Below are 24,018 nucleotides of genomic sequence, written 5' to 3' on the forward strand. Positions count from 1 at the left end.
ATTGTTAAACTACAACTGTCTTGCGGTCAAGTGCCGATGCGACGCCGAGATCGACGAAATGGCGAAGAGCACTCGAACTTGTCCGCCCGAATGTCGGGTTGGGCGGTGCAGGAAAAGCTAGCGCCCGGCGATGGTGATGTAGTCGCGTTCGGTGTAGCCGGTGTAGATCTGGCGCGGACGGCCGATCTTGCTGCTGCCCTCGTCGTGCATCTCACGCCAGTGCGCGATCCAGCCGGGCAGCCGGCCGAGTGCGAACAGCACGGTGAACATCCGGGTCGGGAAGCCCATCGCGCGGTAGATCACGCCGGTGTAGTAGTCGACGTTCGGATAGAGCTTGCGCTCGATGAAGAAGTCGTCGGTGAGCGCGATCTCTTCGAGCTGCTTGGCGATGTCGAGCAGCTCGTCGTCGCCGCCGAGCTTGCCCAGGATCTTGTCGGCCTGCTCCTTGACGATCCGAGCGCGCGGGTCGTAGTTCTTGTAGACCCGGTGCCCGAAGCCCATCAGCTTCACGCCGTCTTCCTTGTTCTTGACCTTCTTGACGAACGTCTTGACGTCGTCTTCGCCGAGGCGGATCTTCTCGAGCATCTCCAGCACGGCCTGGTTGGCGCCGCCGTGCAGCGGGCCCCACAGCGCGTTGATTCCGCCGGAGATCGAGGTGAACAGGTTGGCCTGCGACGAGCCGACCAGCCGCACCGTCGACGTCGAGCAGTTCTGCTCATGGTCGGCGTGCAGGATCAGCAGCATGTCCAGCGCCCGGACGATCTCGGGATCCACCTCGTAGGGCTCGGCAGGCAGGCCGAACGTCATGCGCAGGAAGTTCTCGACGAGGGTCAGGGTGTTGTCCGGGTACAGGAACGGCTGGCCGACGGACTTCTTGTAGGCGTAGGCGGCGATGGTGGGCAGCTTGGCCAGCAGCCGGATGGTCGACAACTCGACCTGCTTGTTGTCCAGCGGGTCCAGCGAGTCCTGGTAGTAGGCGCTCAGCGCGTTGACGGCGCTGGAGAGCACCGGCATCGGGTGGGCGTTGCGCGGGAAGCCGTCGAAGAACCGCTTGAGGTCTTCGTGCAGCAGCGTATGGCGCTGAATCTGGGTGGTGAACGCCTCCAGCTGTTCAGTGCTGGGGAGCTCACCGTAGATGAGCAGGTAGCTCACCTCGATGAAGGTCGACTTCTCGGCGAGCTGCTCGATCGGGTAGCCGCGGTAGCGCAGAATCCCTGCGTCACCGTCGATGTAGGTGATGGCGCTCTTGGTTGACGCGGTGTTCACGAAGCCCGAGTCGAAGGTCGTGTACCCGGTCTTGGACAGCAGCGACCCCAGTGCGATTCCGTCGGACCCCTCCGTCGCGTGGACGATGTCCAGGTCGAGCTCGCCCCCCGGGTACTTCAGGGTGGCGGTGTCGTCGGTTGCGGCCACAAGAACCCCTTCTGCGCTTTTCGACGCCTGCTAAGGCTGTCCGTACTTAGGTGAAGGTAGTCGCTATTGTGCCGACTCGCCCGCGGGGGGCTGGCCCGGGGTATGCCATGGGGTCCACAACCGGGCGAACAGAGCGTAAGTCGACTCGATGCGCTCGCACAGAACGTCCGGTTGGATCGGTGGTGCGCCGGGTGCGCCCAGGCCCGCGCAGGCGACACCCATGAGCACCGCCCAGGTGTCGAAGACGATCCGCAACGCCGGATCGGTGACCTCCACCCGCATCCGACACGCGGCGGCGGCGAAGACCGGATGCTGGGGTCCGTCCGGCCGGTAGGAGAAGGCCGACAGGCCGATCGCCGGCGCGCTGCCGAGGATCCTGAGCAACAGCGTCATCCGGTCGAAGAAGACGGGATCGTGCTCGCCGCCCGGGCGACCGCGGAACGTCTCGACGCTGGCCCGCATGAGGGCCTCGTGTTCGGTGATGTCCAGCGGTTGGCGGGCGATCGCGGCGGCCACCCCGTCGGCGACGTCGGCGACGACCGCAACGACGACCGCCTCCTTGCTCGGGAAGTAGCGGCTGAAGGTCCGGGCCGAGACGTCGGCGGCGGCGGCGATCTGGTCGACGGTGGTGTTGTCGTAGCCCTGCTCGACGCACAACTTCGCCGCCACGTCGATCAACGTGGCGCGCGTGCGTTGTTTCTTACGTTCCCGGAGTCCGGAAGCGCCGTTGTTGATGTCCCCGGCCACGCCAGACCAGCCCCTCGCCTCACAGCGTCCTTTAAGTCCGCTGGTCGAGGGTATTCCGCAGTTCGTGCAGATGGAAGCAATATCACCGTATTGATCGACGCCGGCGAATCCGCCGGACTACCGGGATATCGGCGGTTCAACGCGATAGCGCACGAAGGCCGGAACCGCCGCCGAGGCCAGCAGCACGCCGACCACGACGAGCCCTCCCCCGCCGGCCGCGGCGATCGTGGTGCCCACGGCTGCGGCTGCGGCACCGTGCACCGCGTCAGCCAGCCGGGGACCACCCGCGACCACGACCAGGAACACCCCCTGCAGCCGGCCCCGCAGGTCGTCGGATGCCACCTCCTGCAGAATCGTCGACCGGAACGCCGCTGACACCATGTCGGCTGCCCCGCCAATTGCCAAGAACGCCAACGCAATCCACAGCACATGACCGGCGCGACCACCAGCCAGGCCACCCGCCACCCCGAACCCGGCCATCGCGACACCCCACACCACGATGGCGACGATGACCGCCAGCCCCTGGCGGCGAACCCGCGGGAACCAGCCGGAGAACACCCCACCGGCGACGGCGCCGAACGACATCGCGGCAGCCAGCAGGGCCATGGTCGTACCGCCCGCGACCGGCCCACCGAAGCTCTCGTGCGCCATCTGCGGGAACAGCGCCCGCGGCATCCCGAAGATCATCGCGATCAGGTCGACGACGAACGACATCAGCACCACCCGGTTTCCGGCCAGATAGCGGAATCCCTCGAGCACCGCACCGATGCCCCAGCGGGAGGACCCGTCGGGACCGGCCGCCTCGGTGGCGGGCATGGGGGCGAGCCGGAACGTCGCCCAGATGGGCAGCAAACAGGTGATGGCGTCGATCAGATACAACGTCGACAGATCGATCCAGCGCAGCAGCAGACCGGCGAGCAGCGGACCGACGATCGCCCCGAACTGCTGCACCGTCATGTTCAGCGAATTCGCCGCCGGCAGCTGGTCGATCGGGAGCATGCGGGGAATCGCGGCACCCCGGGTCGGTGAGTTGATGGCGAAGAACGCCTGCTGCACCGACAGCAGCACGAGCACCAGCCAGACGTTGTTGCACTGCAGAGCGGCCTGCACCCACAGCAGGACGGAGGCTACCGCCAGGCCGCAGGAGGCGATGATCAGCAGCAGGCGCCGGTCCATCGCGTCGGCCCAGGCCCCGCCGAGCAGACCGAACACGATCAACGGCACGAGCGCGAACAGACCTGCGAGGCCCACGTAAGCGGAGTTCTGGGTCAGGACGTAGAGCTGCACGGGCACCGCGAAGATCGTGAGGTTGCCCCCGATCACCGTGACGATGCCGGCCAGCCACAGCCGCCGGAAATCCGGCGTTCGCAGCGGTGTGGTGTCGGCGAAAAGCCTTCGCACGACTAGGGCTGAAGCCGCTCGATGACGTCGTCCGGGCCTGATGTCGCCGGCCCAGCGGCTCCCGTCACCCGAATTCGGTTGTGAATCCTGTTCTCCCGGCCTTGCCAGAACTCGACGACCTCCGGCGCGATGCGGTAACCGCCCCAGTGCGGGGGCACCGGCACCTGCTCGTCACCGGCGAAGCGCGCGGTCACCTCGGCCAGCTGGCCGAGCAGATCCGAGCGCGACCCGATCGGCCGGGACTGCGCCGACGCCCACGCGCCGAGCTGCGAGCCACTAGGGCGTTTGGACCAGTACTCGGCGGTCTCCTGGCTACTGACCTTGGTGACCGAGCCGCGGAGGTGAACCTGACGACCCAGCGCGTACCAGGGGAACGTCACCGACGCATACGGGGTGGCGGCCAGGTCGTCACCCTTGGCGGAGTCGTAGTTGGTGTAGAAGGTGATGCCGGCCTCGTCCACGCTCTTGCACAGCACGCTTCGGCTGACCGGCCTGCCGTCGGAGACCGTGGCCAGCACCATCGCGTTGGGTTCGGCGACCCCGGCCGCTTCGGCGTCGGCAATCCACCTGTGCAACAACGCAAGCCAGCCGTCGGCCAGCCAGTCCACGTCGAGGTCGGTGCTGCCGTCCTTCTCGACCGAGCCGTACTCCACCCGCATCGCCGCCAGGCGATCACCCGCTGGAAATTCCACGGTCATACGGTACGCCGCCGGCGGCGGGACGATTGTTACCGGCCGGTAGCGACAGGGCCGTGGGCGAGTGGAACAATCCCCCTATGACCCTGGTACCGGAAGGCTTCGCACCCGGCCTGGAAGGCGTGGTGGCGTTCACCACCGAGATCGCCGAACCCGACAAGGATGGCGGTGCGCTGCGGTACCGCGGCGTCGACATCGACGATCTGGTGAACAACCACGTCACCTTCGGCGACGTCTGGGGGCTGCTCGTCGACGGCCGATTCGGCGACGGACTGCCGCCTGCCGAACCCTTCCCGCTGCCCATTCACACCGGCGACGTCCGCGTCGACGTGCAGGCGGGTCTGGCCATGCTGGCGCCGATCTGGGGCTACCGGCCACTGCTTGACATCGACGGCGAGACGGCCCGCGAGCATCTCGCGCGCGCCTCCGTGATGGCCCTGTCCTACGTCGCCCAGTCGGCGCGCGGCATCTACCAGCCAGCCGTGCCGCAACGTGTCATCGACGAATGCTCCACCGTCACAGAACGATTCATGACCCGCTGGCAAGGCGAGCCGGACCCGCGGCATATCGCGGCGATCGACGCCTACTGGGTGTCGGCGGCCGAGCACGGGATGAACGCCTCCACTTTCACCGCGCGGGTGATCGCCTCCACCGGAGCCGACGTCGCCGCCGCGCTCTCGGGTGCGATCGGTGCGATGAGTGGACCGCTGCACGGCGGCGCACCCGCCCGGGTGATCCCCATGATCGAGGACGTCGAGCGCACCGGCGACGCCCGGGCCGTGGTCAGGAACATCCTCGACAGCAAAGAGAAGCTGATGGGCTTCGGTCACCGGGTGTACCGGGCCGAGGATCCGCGGGCGCGGGTGCTGCGGGCGACGGCCAAGCGGTTGGCGGCGCCCCGCTACGAGGTGGCCGCGGCCCTGGAGCAGGCCGCACTGGCCGAGCTGCGGGAGCGCCGCCCGGACCGGGCGATCGAGACCAACGTCGAGTTCTGGGCGGCGGTGATCCTCGACTTCGCCAAGGTGCCCGCCAAGATGATGCCTGCGATGTTCACCTGCGGCCGCACCGCCGGCTGGTGCGCCCACATTCTCGAGCAGAAGACGCTGGGCAAGTTGGTGCGCCCGTCGGCGATCTACATCGGCCCGGCGCCCCGTTCGGCGGAATCGGTCGAAGGCTGGGACCAGATTTCACACCTGCCCAGCTAGCCGGCGCAGCCGCTCACGACCCGAATGCCGAGCCCCGCTCTCGATCCAGATACGTATCAGCCTTGTTGCGCAGGCAGAAGACGTAGATCACCAGCGACACAGCGATGCAGACCGTCACATATCCGATGAACAGCGGCACCTGGCCCTGCGCCTTGGCCGCCTGGTAGATCAGCGGCGCCGTCCCACCGAAGATCGAGTTCGCCAGCGCATAGCCGACCCCCACCCCGAGTGCGCGTAGCTGCGCCGGAAACAGCTCCGACTTCACCAGCGCGTTGATCGACGTGTATCCCGTCAGGATCACATAGCTCACCGCAACTAGCGCGAAAGATGCCAGTGGCGAGCGTGTCTCAGGCAGAAAAGTGATGAGCACATAGGTCCACACCACGCCGCCGATACCGAAGAACACGAGCATCGGCTTACGCCCGATCCGGTCGCTGATGAGCCCGCCCACCGGCTGCAGCAACATCAACAAGATCAGCCCGCTCAGGTTGATCCATGTCGCCGTCATGCCCTCGCCCTTGTAGGCGGTTTTGACGATCGCCGGCGCGTTGACGCTGTAGGTGTAGAAAGCCACGGTCCCACCCAGCGTGATCAGGAAACACAGCAGCAGTGGCCGCCAGTAGTGGGTGAACAGCGCTCGCATCGATCCCGCCGCACGGTCCTTTCCCTCCTTGGTGGCCTCGATGACCTCCGGGGACAGTGACTCGTCCATCGTGCGGCGTAGCCAGAACACCACCACCGCCGCCACGCCGCCCACGGCAAACGCGATGCGCCAACCGAATTCACGCAACTGCTCATCGGTGAGGACCGACTGCAGGATCAGCAGCGTGAACTGCGCCAGCACGTGCCCACCGACCAGCGTCACGTACTGGAACGACGAGAAGAACCCGCGCCGCTCCCGGGTCGCCGCTTCCGACATGTAGGTCGCCGATGTGCCGTATTCACCGCCGGTCGCGAAACCCTGAACCAGCCGGGTCACGATCAGGATGATCGGCGCCGCCATTCCGATCAGCGTCTGCGACGGCACCAGCGCAATCACCAGCGAGCACAGCGCCATCAGCGACACGCTCACCGTCAGCGCCGCCCGCCGGCCCCGCCGGTCGGCGAACCGGCCGAAGAACCACGCCCCGACGGGCCGCATCACGAAGGTGATCGCGAATATCGCGTACACGTAAACCGTCGAGTTCTTCTCGGACTCGTCGAAGAACTGGCCCTCGAAATACGTTGCGAAGACCGTGTAGACGTAGACGTCGTACCACTCGACCAGGTTGCCCGACGACCCCCGGATCGTGTTCCAGATCGCCCGCCGGGTCTCGGCGGCGCTCGACCGCGACATTGTCGTGGTGGTCATCGTCGGCCTCCCTGTATCAAGCCCCGAACGGTACTTCAATGCGGGCTGTGGATCGCGCGTGAGCTTCTCACCGACAGGAGAATCCCCATGCCGATCGATGTTCAACCCGCAGACAGGGGCCGCCCGTCTCAGCGCCGCAGGCCGGCGAGTAGCCGCGCGGCCACCGACGGTGCCGGGGCCGCAGCCGCCACCGCGACCATGTCGGCCACCGCGGTGAACTTGGCGCGTGGCCGTCCCTCGGCCTGACCGCGGCGGATCTCGGCGTCGTCGATCGCCTGCCACCCGGCCGCGTCGATGACCTCGGGGCGCCGGGTTCGGACCAACCGCGCCACAGTGTTGCTCCGCCCGGCCGGATCGGTGAGCACCCCGGAGTTGAAGTCCTCGACAAGTCGCGACACGGTCTGCATGGCGCACGACTTGTTGGTCCCGATGAAGCCGGTGGGCCCGCGCTTGATCCAGCCGGCCACATACGACCCGGGCACCGGCCGGCCGGAGTCCGGGTCGACAACGCGGCCGCCGTCATTGGGCACCACACCCGCCGCGCTGTCGAACGGAAGTCCCGGCACAGGCTTGCCGCGATAGCCGATCGACGTGAGCACCAGACCCGCGTCGAGATGGACGGTGTCCTCGGTTCCGGTGCGGCGGAACTCGATACCCGTCACCCGATCGGTACCCACGACGCGGTGCGGAGTCAGCCGGTAGGCCAACCGGATTCGCGGCCGCGAGGCCGGGGCCGAGGCCACCGGCAGCTTGGCCAGAATCTCCAGTTTCGCCGCGGTGAGTGCGTCGTCGACGGTAGCGAGGTCGCGCCGCACGAGGTCGTGGTCCTCGGCGCCGAGCACCACGTCGGCGGCCGACGTCAGCCCGATCAGCTCCGGCAGGGTGAAGGCGGAGTCGGCGGGATCTCGCCGGGCGGCGATGACGACCTCACGCACCCCCGAGCCCCGTAACGCCTGCAGTGCCGCACCCGAGATGTCGGTGCGCGCCAAGGCATCCGGGTCGGCGGTCAGAATCCGGGCTACGTCCAGGGCGACGTTGCCGTTGCCGACGATCACCGCCTGCTCGTGGCTCAGCTCGACGGCGCGCCCGGCGAAGTCGGGATGGCCGTTGACCCACGCCACCGTCTCGGTCGCGGTGCCGGTACCAGCCAGGTCCATCCCCGGGATGTCGAGCCTGCGGTCGTCAGGCGCACCGACCGCGTACAGCACCGCATGGTGGTGCTCGAGCAGCTCGACATGCGAAAGATGCTTTCCCACTTCGACATTGAGGAAGAAGGTGAACCCACGCCGACGGCTGATCCGGTCGAAGAGCGCGGTGACACCCTTGGTGCTCTGGTGGTCCGGCGCTACACCGGCGCGCACCAGTCCGTAGGGCGTGGGCAGCTTCTCGAAGACGTTGACCGCGACCCCGTGCTGGGTGAGCAGTTCGTCGGCGGCGTACATCGCAGCCGGTCCTGACCCGACGATCGCCACGGTCAGCGGCGCGGCGCCCCGCCGGACCACCGGGGCAGGCAGCACCGGGGCCAGCTTGGACGTCGGCGGCAGCTTCTCATCGCCGGGCCGCGGCGGGTAGAACGCGGCGTTGAGTTCGACGAAGGGCAGCTGACGTTCGGACAGCCGGGTGTCGGCGGCGATGGCGCCGACCGGACACGCGCTGACGCAGGCGCCGCAGTCGACGCAGGCCACCGGATCGATGTAGAGCATCTCGGCGGTGGCGAAACCCGGCTCATCCGGACTCGGATGGATGCAGTTCACCGGGCAGGCATAGACACAGGACCCGTCGCTGCAACACGACTGGGTGATGACGTGGGGCATGAGCGTTCCGCGCCGCCTCAGGCGGCGGAGACCACGTGCCCGCGCTGCGGCTCGCTGCGGAACCTGCTCGGCGGACCGTCGATCTTGCAGATGCGCCACATCAGCTTTGCTGGCGGATTCATCAAACCGGTGTCGTGGCACAGCATCCGCACGTCGGCGAACATGTCCCGCAGCATCTGTCGCGACTCGGGAGACTTGAAGAACACTTCCTTGCGCACCTCGCGGGGAATGCCGAACTCGCGGAAGAAACTGCGTGGCGGGACGAGAATCGCCTGGCACAGCACCCGCATGATGATCGGCACGTTCAGTGACAGCCAGAACCGCTGGGTTCGCCGCAGATGTGGCAGACGCTTGCGCAGGTACTCGTGAGCAAACGAGATGTGCCGCGCCTCCTCGGCGACGTGAATGGCCATGACCCGCTCCATGATCGGATGCAGGGCCTTCCCTTCACGCAACACGTTCTTCTGGGTGTGGTCGATCGGTTCCTCGCCGGCGAGCACCCCGAAGAAGAACGGGATCGGCAACGGACCGGCGATCAGCGGCACCAGCGGCGACAGCCAGCGCAGCAGCCGCGGCATGCCGGGCACGTCGGCGCCGATGCGGTTCACCATCTCCTGGAACATCAGGGTGTGGTTGCACTCTTCGACCGATTCGTGCAGGCAGTACCGGTACTCCGGGGAGCCGTTGGGCACCCAGAACGCATAGTTCATCAGTCCGCGGACCAGCATCGACTCGAAGTGCAGGCCCACTTTGGCGACGTTGGCCTGGCGCCACTTACCGATCTCGATCTGCTTGGCGACCGGCTGCGCGCGGTACCACCGATGGTGGCCCAGCGGGTCGGAGTCGGGCAGGATCCAGCGCTCGTCGTTGTCGATGACAGCGAACTCCGGTGAATCCCAGTGAATGTCGGTGTACGGATTGAAGTTACGCCGGACCGACCCCTCGGAGAGGGTGGCCAACGTCTCCACATACTCGGCGTCGTCGCCGACATCCATGTTCTTGCGCCAGCGCCTGACGATCTTGGTCCTAGCCATGACGTCCTCCCGAGAGGTTTACATAGGGCCGCTTGTTGTCCAGACGGTACCGCAGGTACCGCCTAACTGTCTATACCCGTTCCAGGGTTTGCTGAACGCCTGGATTTCGCAGGCCCACCGGCGACTCCTAGGCTTGAGGCATGGCTGACCACCTCACGATCCCGGAAAACCTCAAGCCCGCCGACGGCCGCTTCGGGTGCGGTCCGTCCAAGGTGCGTCCCGAACAACTGCAGGCGCTGACCACCACGGCGGCAGGCCTGTTCGGAACCTCGCACCGGCAGGCGCCGGTGAAGAACCTGGTCGGCCGGGTTCGCGACGGCCTGCGCGAGCTGTTCTCCCTGCCCGACGGCTACGAGGTGATCCTGGGCAACGGTGGGGCCACCGCGTTCTGGGATGCCGCCGCATTCGGCCTCATCAACAAGAAGTCGCTGCACCTGACCTACGGTGAGTTCTCCGCCAAGTTCGCCTCGGCGGTGGCCGCCAACCCGTTCGTCGGGGATCCGATCGTGATCAAGGCCGACGCTGGCAGCGCGCCCGAGCCGACCTCCGATCCGTCGGTCGACGCGATCGCCTGGGCGCACAACGAAACCTCGACCGGGGTCGCCCTGCCCGTCACCCGCCCCGCCGGTTCGGGCGACGCCCTGGTTCTCATCGATGCCACCTCCGGAGCCGGCGGCCTGCCCGTCGACATCAACGACGTCGACGCCTACTACTTCGCGCCGCAGAAGAACTTCGCCAGCGACGGTGGGCTGTGGCTGGCACTGCTGTCACCGGCCGCGCTGGCCCGCGTCGAGTCCATCGGCGCCTCGGGGCGCTGGGTACCGGAGTTCCTGTCGCTGCCGATCGCGGTCGACAACAGCCTGAAGAACCAGACCTACAACACCCCGGCGATCGGCACGCTGGTGTTGATGGCCGAGCAGGTCGACTGGATGAACGGCAACGGTGGCCTGGACTGGGCGGTCAAGCGCACCGCCGACTCCTCGCAGCGGCTCTATTCGTGGGCCGAGGCGTCGTCGTACGCCACCCCGTTCGTCGCGGATCCCGCGCTGCGGAGCCAGGTGGTGGGCACCATCGACTTCTCCGATGACGTCGACGCCGCGGCCGTCGCCAAGATCCTGCGGGCCAACGGGATCGTCGACACCGAGCCGTACCGCAAGCTGGGCCGCAACCAGCTGCGGGTCGCGATGTTCCCCGCGGTCGAACCCGATGACGTCAGTGCGCTGACCCAGTGTGTCGACTGGGTGGTCGAGCGGCTCTGACCCGGGGCCGTAACTCCAGCGTGTCCTAACCGTTATTTTCGGCACGCCGCGTTAGAGTCCGGACAAAGGAGGTCGGCATGCGTGAGCTCAAGGTGATCGGACTCGATGTCGACGGCAAAGCCATCATCTGTGAAGGTCGCGACCCGTCCGACAAGTTCCTCTTGCCAGTTGACGACAGGCTGCGTGCCGCCGTGCGCGGCGACCGGTCGTTGGGTCAGACCCTGAGGGACATCGAGGTCAAAGGCGTGTTGCGTCCCAGAGATATTCAGTCCCGCATTCGAGCGGGTGCCTCCGTCGAGCAGCTGGCCGAAGCATCGGGCATGGATGTCAGCAAGATCGAGCGCTTTGCACATCCCGTTCTGCTGGAGCGCCAGCGCGCCGCCGAGCTGGCCACCGCCGCCCATCCGGTGCTGGCCGACGGTCCGGCGGTCGTGACGCTGCTGGAAGCCATCAGTGCTTCCCTGGCCGGCCGCGGCCTCAGCTCAGAAGCCACCACGTGGGATGCCTGGCGCAACGACGACGGCCGCTGGACCGTACAGATGGAGTGGCAGGCCGGCCTTTCCGACAATGTGGCCCACTTCCGCTTCTCCCCCGGCGCGCACGGCGGCACCGTGACGGCGGTCGACGACGCGGCCAGCGAACTGATCGACCCGAGCTTCGAGCGCACGTTGCGGCCAGTCGCCCCGGTCGCGCTGGTGGAATTCGACGATGAGCCGGAACCGGAGCAGGCCCCTGTCGAGACCGAGCCCGCACCGCCGGTCCCGCCCGTGCGCGCGAAGCGCACGAAGGCCAAGCCCACCGTGCCGGCCTGGGAAGACGTTCTGCTCGGGGTTCGCTCCAGCGGCCAGCGCTGACCGCTACCTCGCGGCGAGCGCAAGCAGGATGATCCACCCGCCTGCCACGCCCACAGCGGCCCCCAGCACGAACCACCGTCGCACCGGCATCTGACGCCAGCCCCACAGCGTGGGCGCCAGCCCGCCGACCGCGATCAGGTTCAGCGTGACCGCCACGGCCGGGTGCACGCGGACCATCCCAAGGCTCAGGACGACGATCGCCGCGCCCACGATCGCTGCGACGAACGCGGCGACGGTCAGCCCGGTGCCCCACGGGGTCGACTCTTCGGTCATGGCTGGCCTCCTTCGCCGAGTCGGCAGAAGCTTATCCGGCCGACCTGACCCGCTCGTAGAACGCCAACGCGGCGGCCGTGGCCACATTGAGCGAATCGGTGCCCCTCGACATCGGGATGCGCACCCGCACATCACTGGCCCGCATCGCTGTTTCGGTCAGCCCCGGCCCTTCGGCGCCGACGAGCACCGCGACCTTCTGCCCCACCAGCTCGTCCATCGCAGTGCCCAACGTCTGCGCCTGCGGGTTGGGGGTCATGGCCAGCAGCCGAAACCCTTGCTGCCGTAGGTCATTGAGGTCGGCGGGCCAGTGCTGGGCCTTGGCGAAGGGCACCAGCAGCGCATGGCCCATCGACACCCGCACGGCGCGTCGGTAGAGCGGGTCGGCACAGCCCGTTCCGAAGAGGACCGCGTCGACACCAAGCCCGGCCGCATTGCGAAAGATCGAGCCGAGGTTCTCGTGGTCGTTGACGCCCTCCAGGACGGCCACCGTGCGAGCCCCCTCGACGACGTCGCCGACCGTCAGCTCGGGTGCTCGGCGGGCGGCTCCCAGGACACCGCGGTTGAGGTGAAAACCCACCACCTCGGCCATCACCTCGGCACTGGCCCGGTAGTACGGGACACCCACACCGGCCAGATCGCCGGCCAGCTCGGCGAGGCGGCGCTCGGTGCCCAGGAACGCGTGCGGGCAAAAGCGCGACGCCAGCATGCGCTGGGCGACCAGAACACCCTCGGCGATCACCAGGCCCTTACCGGTTGGCAGGTCGGGTCTGCGGTCGATGCTGTTGAGGTCACGGAAATCGTCGACCCTCGGGTCGGCGGGATCTGTGATGTCGATGACGTCGAACGCGCCGAAACCCTTGTCGCTCACGCGTCTTCGTCGACGAGCGTGGTCATCAGATCCGCCGCGCGCAGCAGAGTGTCGCGGTCGTCGGCGGCCAGGGTGGCCAGCCGCTTGCCCAGCCACTCCTGACTGGCCCGGCGTTCGCTGTCGACCAGCTCCGCTCCGATCGGCGAGACGGCGACAAGGACCTGGCGGCCGTCGGCCGGATGCGCGGTGCGCTCGACCAGGCCCAGCTCGGTCAGCGTTCCGACGATGCGGGTCATCGATGGAGGCCGGACCCGCTCGCGCGCGGCGAGCGCACCGGGTGTCATCGCACCCTGCTTCGCCAGGGTGGTCAGCGCGGACAGTTGGGACAGCGTGACCGTCGACTCGACCCGCCGGAAGCGGAGTTGCCGGGCCAGACGGACGACAGCCAGGGACAGATCACCGGCCAGCCGCACATCCCCATCCTTCACATCGCAAACATACGACACAACAGCCCCGAAACCTCTCAACCTGCGCGTAATCGATCTGGGCACCTTACCGGCCACCCGATCGGTTAGTTTGGACCGCAATGCCTTCCGATCCGCGCGAGCCCAACCCGGCGCCGGTGGCCGACCCCGAGCCGCCGGCACTACCGCCGGGTCTGCTCGACCCCTGGCCCGTCATCGTCACCGGGGCGATCCTGTGGGCGCTGGCGACGATCGCCGCGTTCGCGGTTCCCGCCCTGCAGACGTGGCGACCGATTACCGTGGCCGGTCTCGGCGTCGCCGTCATCGGCACCTCGATCTTCCTCTGGCAGCGCGCGGCCGCCCGGCGCGGCGCCAGGGGGGCACAGACGGGTATCGAACCGCGCCGACCGTAGACCGACCACCATCGCGTGACAGCAAGGAGACATCATCATGGCAGCGCCACTGTTGCAAGCAGAGATCGAGATCAACGCGCCGGTGAACACGGTGTGGAACCTGATCTCCGACTTGGGCAACATGCCCAAGTGGAGCCCGCAGTGCCGGGTGATGAGGTCGCTCGGTCCGCTACGGCCCGGCACACGCACACTGAACCTGAACCGGCGCAACAACCTGTTCTGGCCGACGACGTCGACCATCACCGAGGTGATCCCGGAACGCAAGCTCGCCTTCCGGGTCAACGCCAACAACACCGTGTGGAGCTATGAGCTCGAGCCCACCGCGACGGGCACTCGGGTGGTGGAGACCCGGCACGCCGAGAACGGCGTCAAGGCGATCTCGACGATGACCGTCAATGCCGTGCTGGGGGGCGTGCCGGGCTTCGAGAAGGAACTCGTGGCCGGGATGAACACCTCGCTGGCCCGCATCAAGGCGGCCGCCGAAGGTTAGTCGGCGAGGACCGCCTGGTCGGCCTGCTCCGGCTCGTCGATCGCCTCGGCGGTCTCGACCTGCGCTTCGTCGACAGGCACTTCGTCGACCGGCGCTTCGTCGATCGGCGTTTCGTCGACAGGCGTTTCGTCGACAGGCGGCGTCTCTGGCGTCTCCTCGGCGGGCCGCTCAACCACATCGAGCACCCCGTCGTCGAACGGGTCGAACATCGGTGAACCAGTGCCGGGCGCCGGCGGAGTATCGGAATGCGCGCCGCAGCCGTACTCGAAGTCGACCACGTGGCCATCGGCGGCCAGCTCGTTGCAGCACACCCCGAACATCACGCCGAGCGCACCGTCGAGCCGAATCATGAAACCGCAGTCCCGGCAGGCGCGCTTGGTCGACCGCGCCATCGGCGCGTCGGGCCCATGATCGCCGTCGTGCCAGCGCTGGGCGGCCAGGTCCCTGCCGAAGGCACTGAGTACCTGCCGGCGGCCGAAGCCGATCTCGACAGCGGTGTCGTCGATGAGGGGGTCACCGGTCGCGGTGTAGCCGGGCGCCAGCCTCAGGTCGTTGACCGGCGGAGCAAGCAGATCACCGGGGCTCAGGTCGCCCGGCCTGACCCGGTCCTCCCAGGGCACCCAGGCCGGCGCGAGTAGCGCGGTCGGTCCGGGGACCAGCACGACTTCACTGACCGTGGCGTGATCGGCGCCCGGATAGGCAGCCACCACCACCGCCCACTGCCAGCCCTGATAGCCCGGCATGTTCGCCAAGAATCGGTGTGTGGCGGCGGTCTCGTCCTCGTGGGCGACGCCCAGGTACTCCCCGACCGTTTCGCCACTGAATTCGATAATCGCCTGACGAGCCAGGTCCATGGCGCCGTCCAATACGGCGGCGACCGCTTCGGACGGCTCGCCCCGGTGGAGCGGAGCCGCGGATTCTGCGGAGTCGATCTGGCTGTCCATCGACACCAATCTTGCCTCACGACCGCTTGGTACAGCCACACCGGTCGCGTCTGCGTCCGACCACGGCGGGATGGGGGAGAATCGTGACGTGTCTGGAAGGCGGCGCGACCACCCGAGCGCGGAACCGGTGACCGGTCCCGTGCGCCGCTATCCGGCCGCCGGAACCGGCGAGCATCCGGGCATGGCCAACTACCCCAGCGACGAGGGTGCCGGCTACGCCAGCGCCTCCAGACGCCGCCCGGATCCGACGCCGAGCGCCAACCGGTACCTGCCGCCGCTGGACTCCGAACGGGTCCACGACGCCGGGTCCGAGATGCCGCCGCGCTCCAGGGGCGTCGGTGACGGCGCCGGCGAGCGCATCACGGTCACCCGGGCGGCGGCCATGCGCAGCCGCGAAATGGGCGAGCGGATGTACTCGATGGTCCACCGCGCGGCCACCGCCGACGGTGCGGACAAGTCCGGCCTGACCGCACTGACGTGGCCGGTGATGGCGAACTTCGCGGTCGACTCGGCGATGGCCGTGGCGTTGGCCAATACGTTGTTCTTCGCGGCCGCCTCGGGTGAGAGCAAGGGCAAGGTGGCCCTGTACCTGCTCATCACGATCGCGCCGTTCGCGGTGATCGCGCCGCTGATCGGCCCGGCGCTCGACCGGGTGCAGCACGGACGCCGCGCCGCGCTGGCGATGTCGTTCATGCTGCGCACGGTGCTGGCGATCGTGTTGATCATGAACTACGACGGCGCGGCGGGCAGCTACCCGTCCTGGGTCCTCTATCCCTGCGCGCTGGGAATGATGGTGCTGTCCAAGTCATTCAGCGTGCTGCGCAGTGCCGTGACGCCGCGGGTAATGCCACCGACCATCGACCTGGTTCGGGTCAATTCGCGGTTGACCGTGTTCGGCTTGATCGGCGGCACCATCGTGGGCGGCGGCATCGCCGCCGGCGTCGAGTACACCTTCACCACGCTGTTCGGGCTGCCGGGTGCGTTGTTCGTGGTCGTGTTCGTCACCCTTGCCGGAGCGTCGTTGTCGATGCGGATTCCGCGCTGGGTCGAGGTGACCGAGGGCGAGGTGCCCACCACACTGACCTATCACGGCCGCAGCGGCCCACTGGGCGGATGGCCCGGCGAGGCCGTGACCGAGCCCATCAGCTCGCCGCGACAGCCGTTGGGCCGCAACATCATCACCTCGCTGTGGGGCAACTGCACGATCAAGGCGATGGTCGGGTTCCTGTTTCTGTATCCCGCGTTCGTGGCCAAGGCGCACCAGGCCAGCGGTTGGGTGCAGCTGGGCATCCTGGGCACCATCGGGGCAGCGGCCGGCATCGGTAACTTCGCGGGTAATTTCGCTGCGGCCCGCCTGCGGCTGGGGCGGCCCGCGCTTCTGGTGGTACGCGCCGCGATCGCGGTCACGGTGGTGGCGCTGGCCGCGGCGGTGACCGGCAGCCTGATCGTCGCGGCGTTCGCCACACTGGTCACCTCGGGTTCCAGCGCGATCGCCAAGGCTTCACTGGATGCCTCGTTGCAGGACGACCTGCCCGAGGAGTCCCGCGCCTCGGCGTTCGGCAGGTCCGAGTCGGTGCTGCAGCTTGCGTGGGTGATGGGTGGGGCGCTCGGGGTGCTGGTGTATACCGAACTGTGGGTCGGGTTCACCGCGATCAGTGCGCTGTTGATCCTCGGACTGGCCCAGACCGTGGTCAGCAATCGCGGTGCCTCGCTGATACCGGGCTTCGGTGGTAACCGCCCGGTCTTGGCCGAACAGGAAGGTAAGTCGGCGGTGACCAACCGGTGAGACGTTGGCTTCGTTGGGTTCTCGTCGTCGCGGTGGTCCTGGTGTCGGCCGGTGCGGGTATCGGCGCGTGGCTGCTGACCCGCGGCACCCACGAGGCACTGCCTGAGGTCAGTGCCTACTCGCACGGGAACTCGATACGCGTCGGGCCCTACGTTTACTGCAATGTGACGAACCTCAACGAGTGCCAGAACCCGAAGACCCAGGGGGACCTGGCCGTTGACGAGCGCTATCCCGTTCAGCTGTCGGTGCCCACCACGATCGGCCGGGCACCGTGGCGGCTGCTGAAGGTCTACGAAGACGAGGACAACTCGACCACAACCGTCTTTCGGCCCAATTCCACTCTGGCCGTGACCATTCCGACGGTGGATCCGCAACGCGGCAAACTGACCGGAATCGTGGTACAGCTGCTCACGCTGGTGACGGACCCGCAAGGTCAACTACGCGATGTCCCGCACGCGGAATGGTCCGTGCGCCTGGCGTGGCGCTAGCCCGCGAACTGGTCGGGTACCCGTTCACCCTCGCGGGTCGGCCCCGGCGGTGTGCCGTCGCCGAAAGGCCTGCCGCCCAGGGCCTCTCGCCCGTGTGATGTGAGCCAGTTCGACAGCTCAGGCCCCTTCGGGACAATCCGGGTGGGATTGATGTCGGCGTGCACGATGTAGTAGTGCTGCTTGATCTGGGCGAAGTCGGTGGTGTCGCCGAAGCCGGGCGTCTGGAACAGGTCGCGGGCATAAGCCCAGAGCACCGGCATCTCGGCGAGCTTGGCGCGGTTGCATTTGAAGTGGCCGTGATAGACCGGGTCGAAGCGGGCCAACGTGGTGAACAACCGCACGTCGGCCTCGGTGATGGTGTCGCCCACCAGGTATCGCCGGTCGGCCAGCCGCTCGGAGAGCCAGTCCAATGTGGTGAACAACCGGTCATAGGCCTTGTCGTAGGCGCCTTGTGAGCCGGCGAAACCACAGCGGTAGACGCCGTTGTTGACCTCGGTGTAGATGCGCTGGGCCACCTCGTCGATCTCGGCGCGCAGCGGTTCGGGGTACAGCTGCGGGGCACCGTCGCGGTGGTGGGCGGTCCACTCGCCTGCGAAGTCGAGCGTCATCTGCGCAAAGTCGTTCGTGACCACCTTGCCGGTCGCGATTTCGACGATCGCCGGCACCGTGATGCCCTTCGGATACTGAGGGTCGCGGGCGAAGTACGCATCCTGCAGCCGCGGAATCTTCAGCACCGGATCCACCCCGCCGGGATCGAGGTCGAACGTCCAGCTGCGCTCGTCGTGCGTGGGCCCGCAGAAGCCGATCGACAGCGCATCCTCGAGGCCCAACAGGCGGCGCACGATGATCGTCCGATTGGCCCACGGGCACGCGCGGGCGACGATCAGCCGGTACCGGCCCGCCTCAACGGGATAGCCGTCGGCCCCGTCCGCGGTGATCCGCGTGGTGATGTAGTTGGTATCGCGCTTGAATTCGCCGCCGCCGGCTACGTAGGCACCCACACGACCAGTGTTCCCCAAAATCGGCGAACGAACAGACCCGCTACGCGTCGAGCTCGCTCGCGACCGCCTTGACCACCTCGGAGACCCGGCGGGCCACCTTGCGGTCGGGGTATCGCCCCTTGCGCAGCTCAGGCTGTACGACGCCTTCCAGCAGCGTGATCATGTCCTCGACCATGCCGTGCAGTTCGTCCGGCGAGTGCTTGCGCTCGACGACAGCGGCCTCGCGACGGGTGCGGGTGATGCTCGGCGGCGGGTCAATCAGCTTGACGCTCAACGCCTGCGGACCGCGACGACCGGAGGCCACCCCGAACTCCACCTTCTGGCCGGGCTTGAGACCTTCGACGCCTTCTGGGAGCGCCGAGGCACGCACGTAGACGTCTTCGCCCTCCTCCTGGGAGAGGAAACCGAAACCCTTCTCGGCGTCGTACCACTTCACCTTGCCGGTCGGCACTGGTCTCACCTGCTCTGTCTAACGGGTCCGTGACAACATGAAGCGTCCCGCGGGTGCAGGACGCGTGTCGGTGATCCTACTCGGGGAACAGTCGACCGAGCATCCCCGTTTAGTTCGGTAGGCTGGCCAAACCCCTGGAGGAGACATGCGCCTAGTCCTGAACATCATCTGGCTGCTGTTCGGCGGGCTGTGGTTGGCTCTCGGTTACGCACTCGCCGCGGTGGTCTGCTTCCTCCTGATCATCACCATTCCGTTCGGGTTCGCCGCGCTGCGGATCGCCTCCTACGCGCTGTGGCCGTTCGGCCGGACCATCGTCGAGAAACCCGGCCCGCGGCCTGGCGCACTCATCGGCAACGTCATCTGGATCCTGCTGTTCGGCCTGTGGCTGGCGATCGGCCACATCGTCAGTGCGGCCGCGATGGCAATCACGATCGTGGGTATCCCGCTGGCCTTGGCGAACCTCAAACTCGTTCCGGTGTCGCTGGTGCCGCTCGGCAAGGAGATCGTGCCCGTCGACCAGGTGCAGGCGGCCGCATGACCGACACCATGCTCGGCCTGCCCTCGGTACGCCGCGACGACGCCGCTCCCGCCGAGGGCAGGCCGGTCGCGGGGCCGCTGGTCGACACGTTCGGCCGGGTGGCCACCGACCTGCGGGTATCGCTGACCGATCGATGCAATCTGCGCTGTACCTATTGCATGCCCGCCGAGGGGCTGGACTGGCTGCCCGGTGACGATCTACTCACCCGCGACGAGTTGACCCGGCTGCTCGCCGTGGCAGTCGGCAGGCTCGGCATCACCAACATCCGCTTCACCGGCGGCGAACCCCTGCTTTACAAAGGCCTCGAGGACATCGTGGCCGCCACCGCGGCGCTACGCCCGCGCCCGGAGATCGCACTGACCACCAACGGCGTCGGGCTGGCCCGCCGCGCCGAAGGCCTCGCCGCCGCCGGACTGGACCGGGTCAACGTCTCGCTCGACACCGTCGACGCCGAGCGGTTCTCCGCCATCACCCGCCGCGACCGCCTCACCGATGTGCTCGACGGGCTGGCCGCCGCGGCAGCCGCCGGACTGCGGCCGGTGAAGGTCAACGCCGTCCTGGACCCGGTATCGGGTCTCGACGACGCCGTGCAACTGCTGACCTACTGCCTTCGGTTTGGATACCAGCTGCGCATCATCGAGCAGATGCCGCTGGACGCCGGCCACAGCTGGCGACGCGATACAACCCTGACCGCCGACCAGATCTTCGCGGCCCTGGCCGCACGGTTCGACCTGACCCCGGACCCCGCACCGCGCGGGTCCGCGCCCGCCCAGCTGTGGCAGGTCGACGGCGGCCCGGCCACCGTGGGCGTCATCGCGTCGGTGTCGCACGCCTTCTGCTCGGCGTGTGATCGGACGCGGCTCACCGCCGACGGTCAGGTCCGCAGCTGCCTGTTCGCCGCCGAGGAGACCGACCTGCGCGCGTTGCTGCGTAACGGCGCCGACGACGACGCACTGGAGCAGGCTTGGCGCGCCGCAATGTGGCGCAAGGCGGCCGGCCACGGCATCAACGACCCCGACTTCGTGCAGCCCCAGCGCCCGATGAGTGCGATCGGCGGGTGAGATGGCTGAGGTATCCGAACCAGTCGAGGTGACGGTTCGTTTCTTTGCCGCGGCGCGGGCAGCCGCCGGGACGGACACCGATGAGCTGACCTTGACTGCCGGTGCCACTGTGGCCGATGTGGTCAGTGAACTGTGTTGCCGCAGTGACGAATTAGCACGTGTGTTACAGCGGTGCTCGTACCTGTGCGACGGGGTTGCGGTCCGAGATCGGGCGGTCAACCTGCGATCTGGCCAGATAGTGGACGTATTACCCCCGTTTGCCGGCGGATGATCGTGATTTGCGTCACATAACGATCAGGTCACGAGATGGCCAAGGCGTGGTGGGTCGCCAGGTTTACCAGGGACAACGTCCGGATGTCTTGGGCATTTAGAGGTCTTTTAAGATTTGCCGCTAGCAGAAACGCCAGTTTTTGCAAAAGGTGACGACTCTCTCTGCAGCCATTACCGTCACTCAACAGGTCAGCCCCCTCAACCAGGGCAGGCCCTTTCCGCTCCTAGCGCCAAACTCCATCCAAGGAGCGGAGAGACCAACGAGAACCCATGGATGGGGGCGGGGGACCCAACCGGTCCACCGAGATCGGACCCGGAGCCGCCAGCGGCTCCTTGGGGTGAAGCCGACGTCGTTCCACCCGGAACGGCACGGCCGGGCAACCTCTCCAGCCCGAACCCGACAGCTGACCTCGCAGGCGTTGTAGAGAGGATTAAACCGACCTATGAGTGGACGGCATCGTAAGCCCACCTCCTCGTCCATCAGCGTCGCCAAGATCGCCTTCACCGGAGCCGTCATCGGCGGCGGCAGCATTGCGCTTGCCGGCCAGGCCCAAGCGGCCCCCGACAGTGAATGGGATCAGGTAGCGCGCTGCGAGTCCGGCGGCAACTGGGCCATCAATACCGGCAACGGTTACCACGGTGGCCTGCAGTTCTCCCCCGGCACCTGGGCCTCCCACGGTGGCACCCAGTACGCGCCGGTGGCCTACATGGCCTCCAAGGACGAGCAGATCGCCGTCGCCGAGCAGGTGCTGGCCACCCAGGGCAAGGGCGCATGGCCGGTCTGCGGTCGCGGCCTGTCCGGTGCCACGCCTCGCAACGTGGTGAATGAGCCGGCGCCCGAAGCCCCGGCCCCGGCCCCGGCCCCGGCCGCGCCGCTCGACGCACCGCTGCCCGACGCTCCTGTCGATGCCGTCGCGCTGGACGCACCGCTGCCCGAAGCTCCCGTTCCCGCCCCCGAGGCCCCCGCTCCCGCTCCGGAAGCGCCCGTCCTCGAGGCCCCGGCTCCCGAAGCACCGGCACCGGCCCCCCAGCTCGACATCGTCGAGGTGGCCCAGGAGCAGATTGCGCCGGCTCCCGATGCAATCGCCGCAGAGCCAGTCATCAACACCGCTCTGCAGACTCCCGCCCCGCAGGCCCCCGCGAACCCCGACGAGCAGACCATCGTCGTCCAGGCCGCGTCGTTCCACGCCCTGCCGCAGGCTCCCGCGCCGGCCGATCCGGCCGTTCCGCCGGTGCTGCCGGCCACACCGGTACCCGCGCCCGCTGATCCTGCCGCGCCACCGGCCGGCGGCACCAACGTCGTCGCCGCTGCGCCGGCCGCCGATGGGACGATCCAGCTGCCCGACGGTGTCCAGCACCTGTCGAGCCCGGACAACCCGCCGCCGGGAACCACCGCCGAGCCGACCGGCCCGCAGCAGGGTCCGAACGTGTCATACCTCAAAGAGCTGTGGCACGCGGTCCAGACCCAGCAGATCAGCGGCGGCGACGCACTGCTGGGCTTGGCGCAGCGCCCGATGACCACGCCGGTGACCAACGATCCCAACATGGGCACCGCGCCGGCTGATCCGAACGCTCCGATTCTCGCCCCGGCCGCCCCGGCCCCGGTCGAGCCCGCCCCGGGTCAGTAGGGCTTCAGGCCGAGTTCACCCATTCGTCGGTTCCGTCGGCGAAGAACTGGTGCTTCCACACCGGTAGCCGCTCCTTGATGGTGTCGACGAGCAACGAGCACGTCGCGAACGCCGCCCCCCGGTGATCTGCCGCCACGGCAGCCACCAGGGCGGCGTCACCGATGTGCAGGCTGCCGATCCGATGGCTGGCCGCGATCGCGCGCACGCCGGTGGCCGTGGCCGCCACCTCGGCGAGCACCTCGAACAGTGTCTGTTCGGCCAGCGGATGTGCCGAGTACTCCAGCCGCACCACGTTTCGGCCACCATCGTGATTGCGGACCACGCCGGAGAACGCGACGACCGCGCCCGCCGCGTCGTGGGCGACGAGTTCCTCGTGTTCGGTCAGCGAGATCGGTCCGTCGACAAGGGCCGCCCGCAGAATGCGTGTCATCGGCTGTGGTCTCCTCCGGCCAGTTGGTCGAGCGCGTGATCGAGGACGTCCGCGAGCACCGAAAGCCCATCGCGCACACCGCCTGTCGACCCCGGCAGGTTGACCACCAGGGTGCGTCCGGCCACCCCGCACACCCCGCGGGACAGGATCGATGTCGGCACCTTGGGCAACCCGGACCGCCGGATCGCGTCGGCCAGGCCGGGAATCTGATAGTCGAGTACGCCCACGGTGGCCTCAGGGGTGGCGTCCGTCGGCGATATCCCGGTGCCACCCGAGGTGATCACGACGTCGACACCGTCGGCGATCGCCGCCCGCAACGCGTCACCGACGGCGCTGCCGTCGACGACGACGACGGCGGCCGGAACCTCGTATCCGCGTCCGGCAAGCCAGTCGACGACGATGGGTCCGCAGCGGTCTTCGTAGACCCCGGTTGCGGCCCGGGTGGAGGCGATGACGACGCGTGCGCGGCGACTCACGTCGTGGGTGTCCAGACGCCCGTCTTGCCGCCGTCCTTGCGCAGCACCCGGATGTCGTCGAGGCGCGCGGCCGGGTCGACGGCCTTGATCATGTCGAAAATCGTGAGCGCGGCGACGCTGACAGCGGTCAGCGCCTCCATCTCCACGCCGGTGCGGTCGGTGGTGCGCACCGAGGCGGTCAGCCCGATCTCGCTGTCGCCGATCGAGAAGTCGACGTCGATGCCGGTCAGGGCCAGCGGGTGGCACAGCGGGATGAGGTCACTGGTGCGCTTGGCGGCCAGGATGCCGGCCACCCGTGCGGTGGCAAGCGCATCGCCCTTGGGCAATCCGCCTGCGGTAATCAGCGAGATCACTTCAGCGGTGGTGTGAACGGTGCCTGCTGCCACCGCCGTGCGGGCGGTGGCGGCCTTCGCGGTGACGTCGACCATGTGCGCCGCACCGCGCTCGTCGAGGTGCGAGAGGCGGCGCTGCGGTCCGCTGGTCACCGCTATCGGTTGACGACTGTGACCGGGTGCAGGTAGGGCAGGTCAGAGGCAGGCAGCGGGAATGTGGTGTCGCCGAACGGGGACAACGCACCCACCCGGTCGGCAGCCAATTCGCTCACTGCGTGGTCCTCGGGGTCCCGCGTCGGCCAGCCGTTGTCGACATACCTGGTTTTGGTCTTCTCAGCCACGGCACCATTCTGACACTCCTGACGCCGGGGTGTGCACATAGCCACCTGATT

Annotated in this window: 28 protein-coding genes and 1 riboswitch; of the genes, 11 read left to right on the plus strand and 17 right to left on the minus strand. The window is 67.9% G+C overall.

The features are described 5' to 3' along the window. Positions 1-117: 117 nt before the first annotated feature. From OG976_RS08975 to pdxH, 4 genes are all read right to left on the minus strand, one after another. Positions 118-1,413 (minus strand): citrate synthase, encoded by a 1,296-nt coding sequence (locus tag OG976_RS08975; protein WP_328360763.1) that lies wholly within the window; start codon positions 1,411-1,413, stop codon positions 118-120. Between the two features lie 63 nt (positions 1,414-1,476). Beyond that, the gene (locus OG976_RS08980; protein ID WP_328360766.1) at positions 1,477-2,160 is read right to left on the minus strand and encodes a TetR family transcriptional regulator; all 684 of its coding nucleotides are present in this window, start codon (positions 2,158-2,160) and stop codon (positions 1,477-1,479) included. A 117-nt stretch (positions 2,161-2,277) separates the two neighbouring features. Beyond that, positions 2,278-3,561, minus strand: a complete 1,284-nt coding sequence (locus OG976_RS08985; protein ID WP_328360769.1) for an MFS transporter — start codon at positions 3,559-3,561, stop codon at positions 2,278-2,280. Positions 3,562-3,563: 2 nt separating this feature from the next. Then, positions 3,564-4,220 carry a pyridoxamine 5'-phosphate oxidase gene (gene pdxH / locus OG976_RS08990; protein WP_328363318.1) on the minus strand — a complete coding sequence of 219 codons (657 nt, stop codon included), beginning with the start codon at positions 4,218-4,220 and terminating at the stop codon, positions 3,564-3,566. Between the two features lie 116 nt (positions 4,221-4,336). On the opposite strand from pdxH, the gene OG976_RS08995 reads away from it, so the two are divergent. Continuing rightward, positions 4,337-5,461, plus strand: coding sequence for a citrate synthase 2 (locus OG976_RS08995; protein ID WP_328360771.1), 1,125 nt, complete (start codon positions 4,337-4,339; stop codon positions 5,459-5,461). 13 nt (positions 5,462-5,474) lie between these two features. Here OG976_RS08995 and OG976_RS09000 read toward each other — a convergent pair whose 3' ends face one another. The 3 genes from OG976_RS09000 to OG976_RS09010 all read right to left on the minus strand — a co-directional run bounded on the left by OG976_RS09000 (position 5,475) and on the right by OG976_RS09010 (position 9,660). Beyond that, positions 5,475-6,812, minus strand: a complete 1,338-nt coding sequence (locus OG976_RS09000) for an MFS transporter (protein WP_328360774.1) — start codon at positions 6,810-6,812, stop codon at positions 5,475-5,477. A gap of 128 nt (positions 6,813-6,940) precedes the next feature. After that, on the minus strand, positions 6,941-8,626 hold the full coding sequence (locus OG976_RS09005; RefSeq protein WP_328360776.1) for an FAD-dependent oxidoreductase: 1,686 nt from the start codon (positions 8,624-8,626) through the stop codon (positions 6,941-6,943). A 17-nt stretch (positions 8,627-8,643) separates the two neighbouring features. After that, positions 8,644-9,660 (minus strand): AurF N-oxygenase family protein, encoded by a 1,017-nt coding sequence (locus OG976_RS09010; protein ID WP_328360779.1) that lies wholly within the window; start codon positions 9,658-9,660, stop codon positions 8,644-8,646. 140 nt (positions 9,661-9,800) lie between these two features. On the opposite strand from OG976_RS09010, the gene serC reads away from it, so the two are divergent. Both serC and sepH read left to right on the plus strand, forming a co-directional pair. Continuing rightward, a complete protein-coding gene (serC, locus tag OG976_RS09015) occupies positions 9,801-10,919 on the plus strand; it encodes a phosphoserine transaminase (protein WP_328360782.1) in 1,119 nt (372 codons plus the stop codon). Between the two features lie 77 nt (positions 10,920-10,996). Next, the gene (sepH, locus tag OG976_RS09020; RefSeq protein ID WP_328360785.1) at positions 10,997-11,773 is read left to right on the plus strand and encodes a septation protein SepH; all 777 of its coding nucleotides are present in this window, start codon (positions 10,997-10,999) and stop codon (positions 11,771-11,773) included. A gap of 3 nt (positions 11,774-11,776) precedes the next feature. On the opposite strand, the gene OG976_RS09025 is transcribed toward sepH, so the two are convergent. Genes OG976_RS09025 through OG976_RS09035 form a run of 3 tightly spaced genes read right to left on the minus strand, consistent with a single transcriptional unit; the run spans position 11,777 to position 13,342 of the window. Beyond that, complete coding sequence (locus OG976_RS09025) at positions 11,777-12,046, minus strand: DUF2537 domain-containing protein (RefSeq protein WP_328360788.1); 270 nt, start codon at positions 12,044-12,046, stop codon at positions 11,777-11,779. A gap of 31 nt (positions 12,047-12,077) precedes the next feature. Then, complete coding sequence (locus OG976_RS09030; protein ID WP_328360791.1) at positions 12,078-12,914, minus strand: TrmH family RNA methyltransferase; 837 nt, start codon at positions 12,912-12,914, stop codon at positions 12,078-12,080. Further along, entirely contained in the window at positions 12,911-13,342 is a 432-nt protein-coding gene (locus OG976_RS09035; protein ID WP_328360794.1) for a MarR family winged helix-turn-helix transcriptional regulator, read from the minus strand. The genes OG976_RS09030 and OG976_RS09035 overlap by 4 nt, the downstream gene beginning before the upstream one ends. 98 nt (positions 13,343-13,440) lie before the next feature. Between OG976_RS09035 and OG976_RS09040 the strand changes: the two genes are divergently transcribed. Next, positions 13,441-13,731: a DUF2530 domain-containing protein gene (locus OG976_RS09040; protein ID WP_328360797.1), complete on the plus strand. Its 291-nt coding sequence runs from the start codon at positions 13,441-13,443 to the stop codon at positions 13,729-13,731. 37 nt (positions 13,732-13,768) lie between these two features. Further along, the gene (locus OG976_RS09045) at positions 13,769-14,221 is read left to right on the plus strand and encodes an SRPBCC family protein (protein ID WP_328360800.1); all 453 of its coding nucleotides are present in this window, start codon (positions 13,769-13,771) and stop codon (positions 14,219-14,221) included. On the opposite strand, the gene OG976_RS09050 is transcribed toward OG976_RS09045, so the two are convergent. Continuing rightward, entirely contained in the window at positions 14,218-15,165 is a 948-nt protein-coding gene (locus OG976_RS09050) for a DUF3027 domain-containing protein (RefSeq protein ID WP_328360803.1), read from the minus strand. The two genes, OG976_RS09045 and OG976_RS09050, sit on opposite strands and share 4 nt — an antisense overlap. A gap of 181 nt (positions 15,166-15,346) precedes the next feature. On the opposite strand from OG976_RS09050, the gene OG976_RS09055 reads away from it, so the two are divergent. Both OG976_RS09055 and OG976_RS09060 read left to right on the plus strand, forming a co-directional pair. After that, positions 15,347-16,951 (plus strand): MFS transporter, encoded by a 1,605-nt coding sequence (locus tag OG976_RS09055; protein ID WP_328363321.1) that lies wholly within the window; start codon positions 15,347-15,349, stop codon positions 16,949-16,951. Further along, on the plus strand, positions 16,948-17,439 hold the full coding sequence (locus tag OG976_RS09060) for a DUF2771 domain-containing protein (protein WP_328360805.1): 492 nt from the start codon (positions 16,948-16,950) through the stop codon (positions 17,437-17,439). The genes OG976_RS09055 and OG976_RS09060 overlap by 4 nt, the downstream gene beginning before the upstream one ends. Here the strand turns inward: OG976_RS09060 and OG976_RS09065 are convergent. Further along, complete coding sequence (locus OG976_RS09065) at positions 17,436-18,440, minus strand: glutathione S-transferase family protein (protein ID WP_328360807.1); 1,005 nt, start codon at positions 18,438-18,440, stop codon at positions 17,436-17,438. The genes OG976_RS09060 and OG976_RS09065 overlap by 4 nt on opposite strands. A 40-nt stretch (positions 18,441-18,480) precedes the next feature. Continuing rightward, positions 18,481-18,891 carry a cold-shock protein gene (locus OG976_RS09070; RefSeq protein ID WP_328363324.1) on the minus strand — a complete coding sequence of 137 codons (411 nt, stop codon included), beginning with the start codon at positions 18,889-18,891 and terminating at the stop codon, positions 18,481-18,483. A gap of 145 nt (positions 18,892-19,036) precedes the next feature. Here OG976_RS09070 and OG976_RS09075 point away from each other — a divergent pair, with 145 nt between their 5' ends. The 4 genes from OG976_RS09075 (at position 19,037) to OG976_RS09090 (ending at position 22,388) form a co-directional block, all read left to right on the plus strand. Continuing rightward, positions 19,037-19,429, plus strand: a complete 393-nt coding sequence (locus tag OG976_RS09075) for a YccF domain-containing protein (RefSeq protein ID WP_328360809.1) — start codon at positions 19,037-19,039, stop codon at positions 19,427-19,429. Continuing rightward, positions 19,426-20,490 (plus strand): GTP 3',8-cyclase MoaA, encoded by a 1,065-nt coding sequence (gene moaA, locus OG976_RS09080; RefSeq protein ID WP_328360811.1) that lies wholly within the window; start codon positions 19,426-19,428, stop codon positions 20,488-20,490. The genes OG976_RS09075 and moaA overlap by 4 nt, the downstream gene beginning before the upstream one ends. A 1-nt stretch (position 20,491) precedes the next feature. Beyond that, positions 20,492-20,761: a MoaD/ThiS family protein gene (locus tag OG976_RS09085; protein WP_328360813.1), complete on the plus strand. Its 270-nt coding sequence runs from the start codon at positions 20,492-20,494 to the stop codon at positions 20,759-20,761. 250 nt (positions 20,762-21,011) lie between these two features. Further along, positions 21,012-21,194: riboswitch (cyclic di-AMP (ydaO/yuaA leader) on the plus strand. 9 nt (positions 21,195-21,203) lie between these two features. After that, on the plus strand, positions 21,204-22,388 hold the full coding sequence (locus OG976_RS09090; protein WP_328360816.1) for a transglycosylase family protein: 1,185 nt from the start codon (positions 21,204-21,206) through the stop codon (positions 22,386-22,388). A gap of 4 nt (positions 22,389-22,392) precedes the next feature. On the opposite strand, the gene OG976_RS09095 is transcribed toward OG976_RS09090, so the two are convergent. The 4 genes from OG976_RS09095 to OG976_RS09110 are packed head-to-tail and all read right to left on the minus strand — an operon-like array spanning position 22,393 to position 23,967. Then, entirely contained in the window at positions 22,393-22,818 is a 426-nt protein-coding gene (locus OG976_RS09095) for a molybdenum cofactor biosynthesis protein MoaE (protein WP_328360819.1), read from the minus strand. Beyond that, positions 22,815-23,294: a MogA/MoaB family molybdenum cofactor biosynthesis protein gene (locus tag OG976_RS09100; protein ID WP_328360822.1), complete on the minus strand. Its 480-nt coding sequence runs from the start codon at positions 23,292-23,294 to the stop codon at positions 22,815-22,817. Before OG976_RS09100 ends, OG976_RS09095 begins: the two co-directional genes overlap by 4 nt. Next, positions 23,291-23,722 carry a cyclic pyranopterin monophosphate synthase MoaC gene (gene moaC / locus OG976_RS09105; RefSeq protein ID WP_328363327.1) on the minus strand — a complete coding sequence of 144 codons (432 nt, stop codon included), beginning with the start codon at positions 23,720-23,722 and terminating at the stop codon, positions 23,291-23,293. Before moaC ends, OG976_RS09100 begins: the two co-directional genes overlap by 4 nt. A 59-nt stretch (positions 23,723-23,781) precedes the next feature. Next, a complete protein-coding gene (locus OG976_RS09110) occupies positions 23,782-23,967 on the minus strand; it encodes a hypothetical protein (protein WP_328360825.1) in 186 nt (61 codons plus the stop codon). Positions 23,968-24,018 lie beyond the last annotated feature (51 nt).

This window comes from Mycobacterium sp. NBC_00419, from assembly GCF_036023875.1.
In the GTDB taxonomy this organism is placed as follows: Bacteria; Actinomycetota; Actinomycetes; order Mycobacteriales; family Mycobacteriaceae; genus Mycobacterium.

Bases quoted from the DNA above. Each gene is read 5' to 3' on its own strand.
- pdxH (WP_328363318.1), bottom strand. From the start codon at position 4,220: ATGCGGGTGGAGTACGGCTCGGTCGAGAAGGACGGCAGCACCGACCTC.
- OG976_RS08995 (WP_328360771.1), top strand. From the start codon at position 4,337: ATGACCCTGGTACCGGAAGGCTTCGCACCCGGCCTGGAAGGCGTGGTG.
- OG976_RS09000 (WP_328360774.1), bottom strand. From the start codon at position 6,812: ATGACCACCACGACAATGTCGCGGTCGAGCGCCGCCGAGACCCGGCGG.
- OG976_RS09005 (WP_328360776.1), bottom strand. From the start codon at position 8,626: ATGCCCCACGTCATCACCCAGTCGTGTTGCAGCGACGGGTCCTGTGTC.
- OG976_RS09010 (WP_328360779.1), bottom strand. From the start codon at position 9,660: ATGGCTAGGACCAAGATCGTCAGGCGCTGGCGCAAGAACATGGATGTC.
- serC (WP_328360782.1), top strand. From the start codon at position 9,801: ATGGCTGACCACCTCACGATCCCGGAAAACCTCAAGCCCGCCGACGGC.
- sepH (WP_328360785.1), top strand. From the start codon at position 10,997: ATGCGTGAGCTCAAGGTGATCGGACTCGATGTCGACGGCAAAGCCATC.
- OG976_RS09025 (WP_328360788.1), bottom strand. From the start codon at position 12,046: ATGACCGAAGAGTCGACCCCGTGGGGCACCGGGCTGACCGTCGCCGCG.
- OG976_RS09040 (WP_328360797.1), top strand. From the start codon at position 13,441: ATGCCTTCCGATCCGCGCGAGCCCAACCCGGCGCCGGTGGCCGACCCC.
- OG976_RS09045 (WP_328360800.1), top strand. From the start codon at position 13,769: ATGGCAGCGCCACTGTTGCAAGCAGAGATCGAGATCAACGCGCCGGTG.
- OG976_RS09050 (WP_328360803.1), bottom strand. From the start codon at position 15,165: ATGGACAGCCAGATCGACTCCGCAGAATCCGCGGCTCCGCTCCACCGG.
- OG976_RS09055 (WP_328363321.1), top strand. From the start codon at position 15,347: ATGGCCAACTACCCCAGCGACGAGGGTGCCGGCTACGCCAGCGCCTCC.
- OG976_RS09075 (WP_328360809.1), top strand. From the start codon at position 19,037: ATGCGCCTAGTCCTGAACATCATCTGGCTGCTGTTCGGCGGGCTGTGG.
- moaA (WP_328360811.1), top strand. From the start codon at position 19,426: ATGACCGACACCATGCTCGGCCTGCCCTCGGTACGCCGCGACGACGCC.
- OG976_RS09085 (WP_328360813.1), top strand. From the start codon at position 20,492: ATGGCTGAGGTATCCGAACCAGTCGAGGTGACGGTTCGTTTCTTTGCC.
- OG976_RS09090 (WP_328360816.1), top strand. From the start codon at position 21,204: ATGAGTGGACGGCATCGTAAGCCCACCTCCTCGTCCATCAGCGTCGCC.
- OG976_RS09095 (WP_328360819.1), bottom strand. From the start codon at position 22,818: ATGACACGCATTCTGCGGGCGGCCCTTGTCGACGGACCGATCTCGCTG.
- moaC (WP_328363327.1), bottom strand. From the start codon at position 23,722: ATGGTCGACGTCACCGCGAAGGCCGCCACCGCCCGCACGGCGGTGGCA.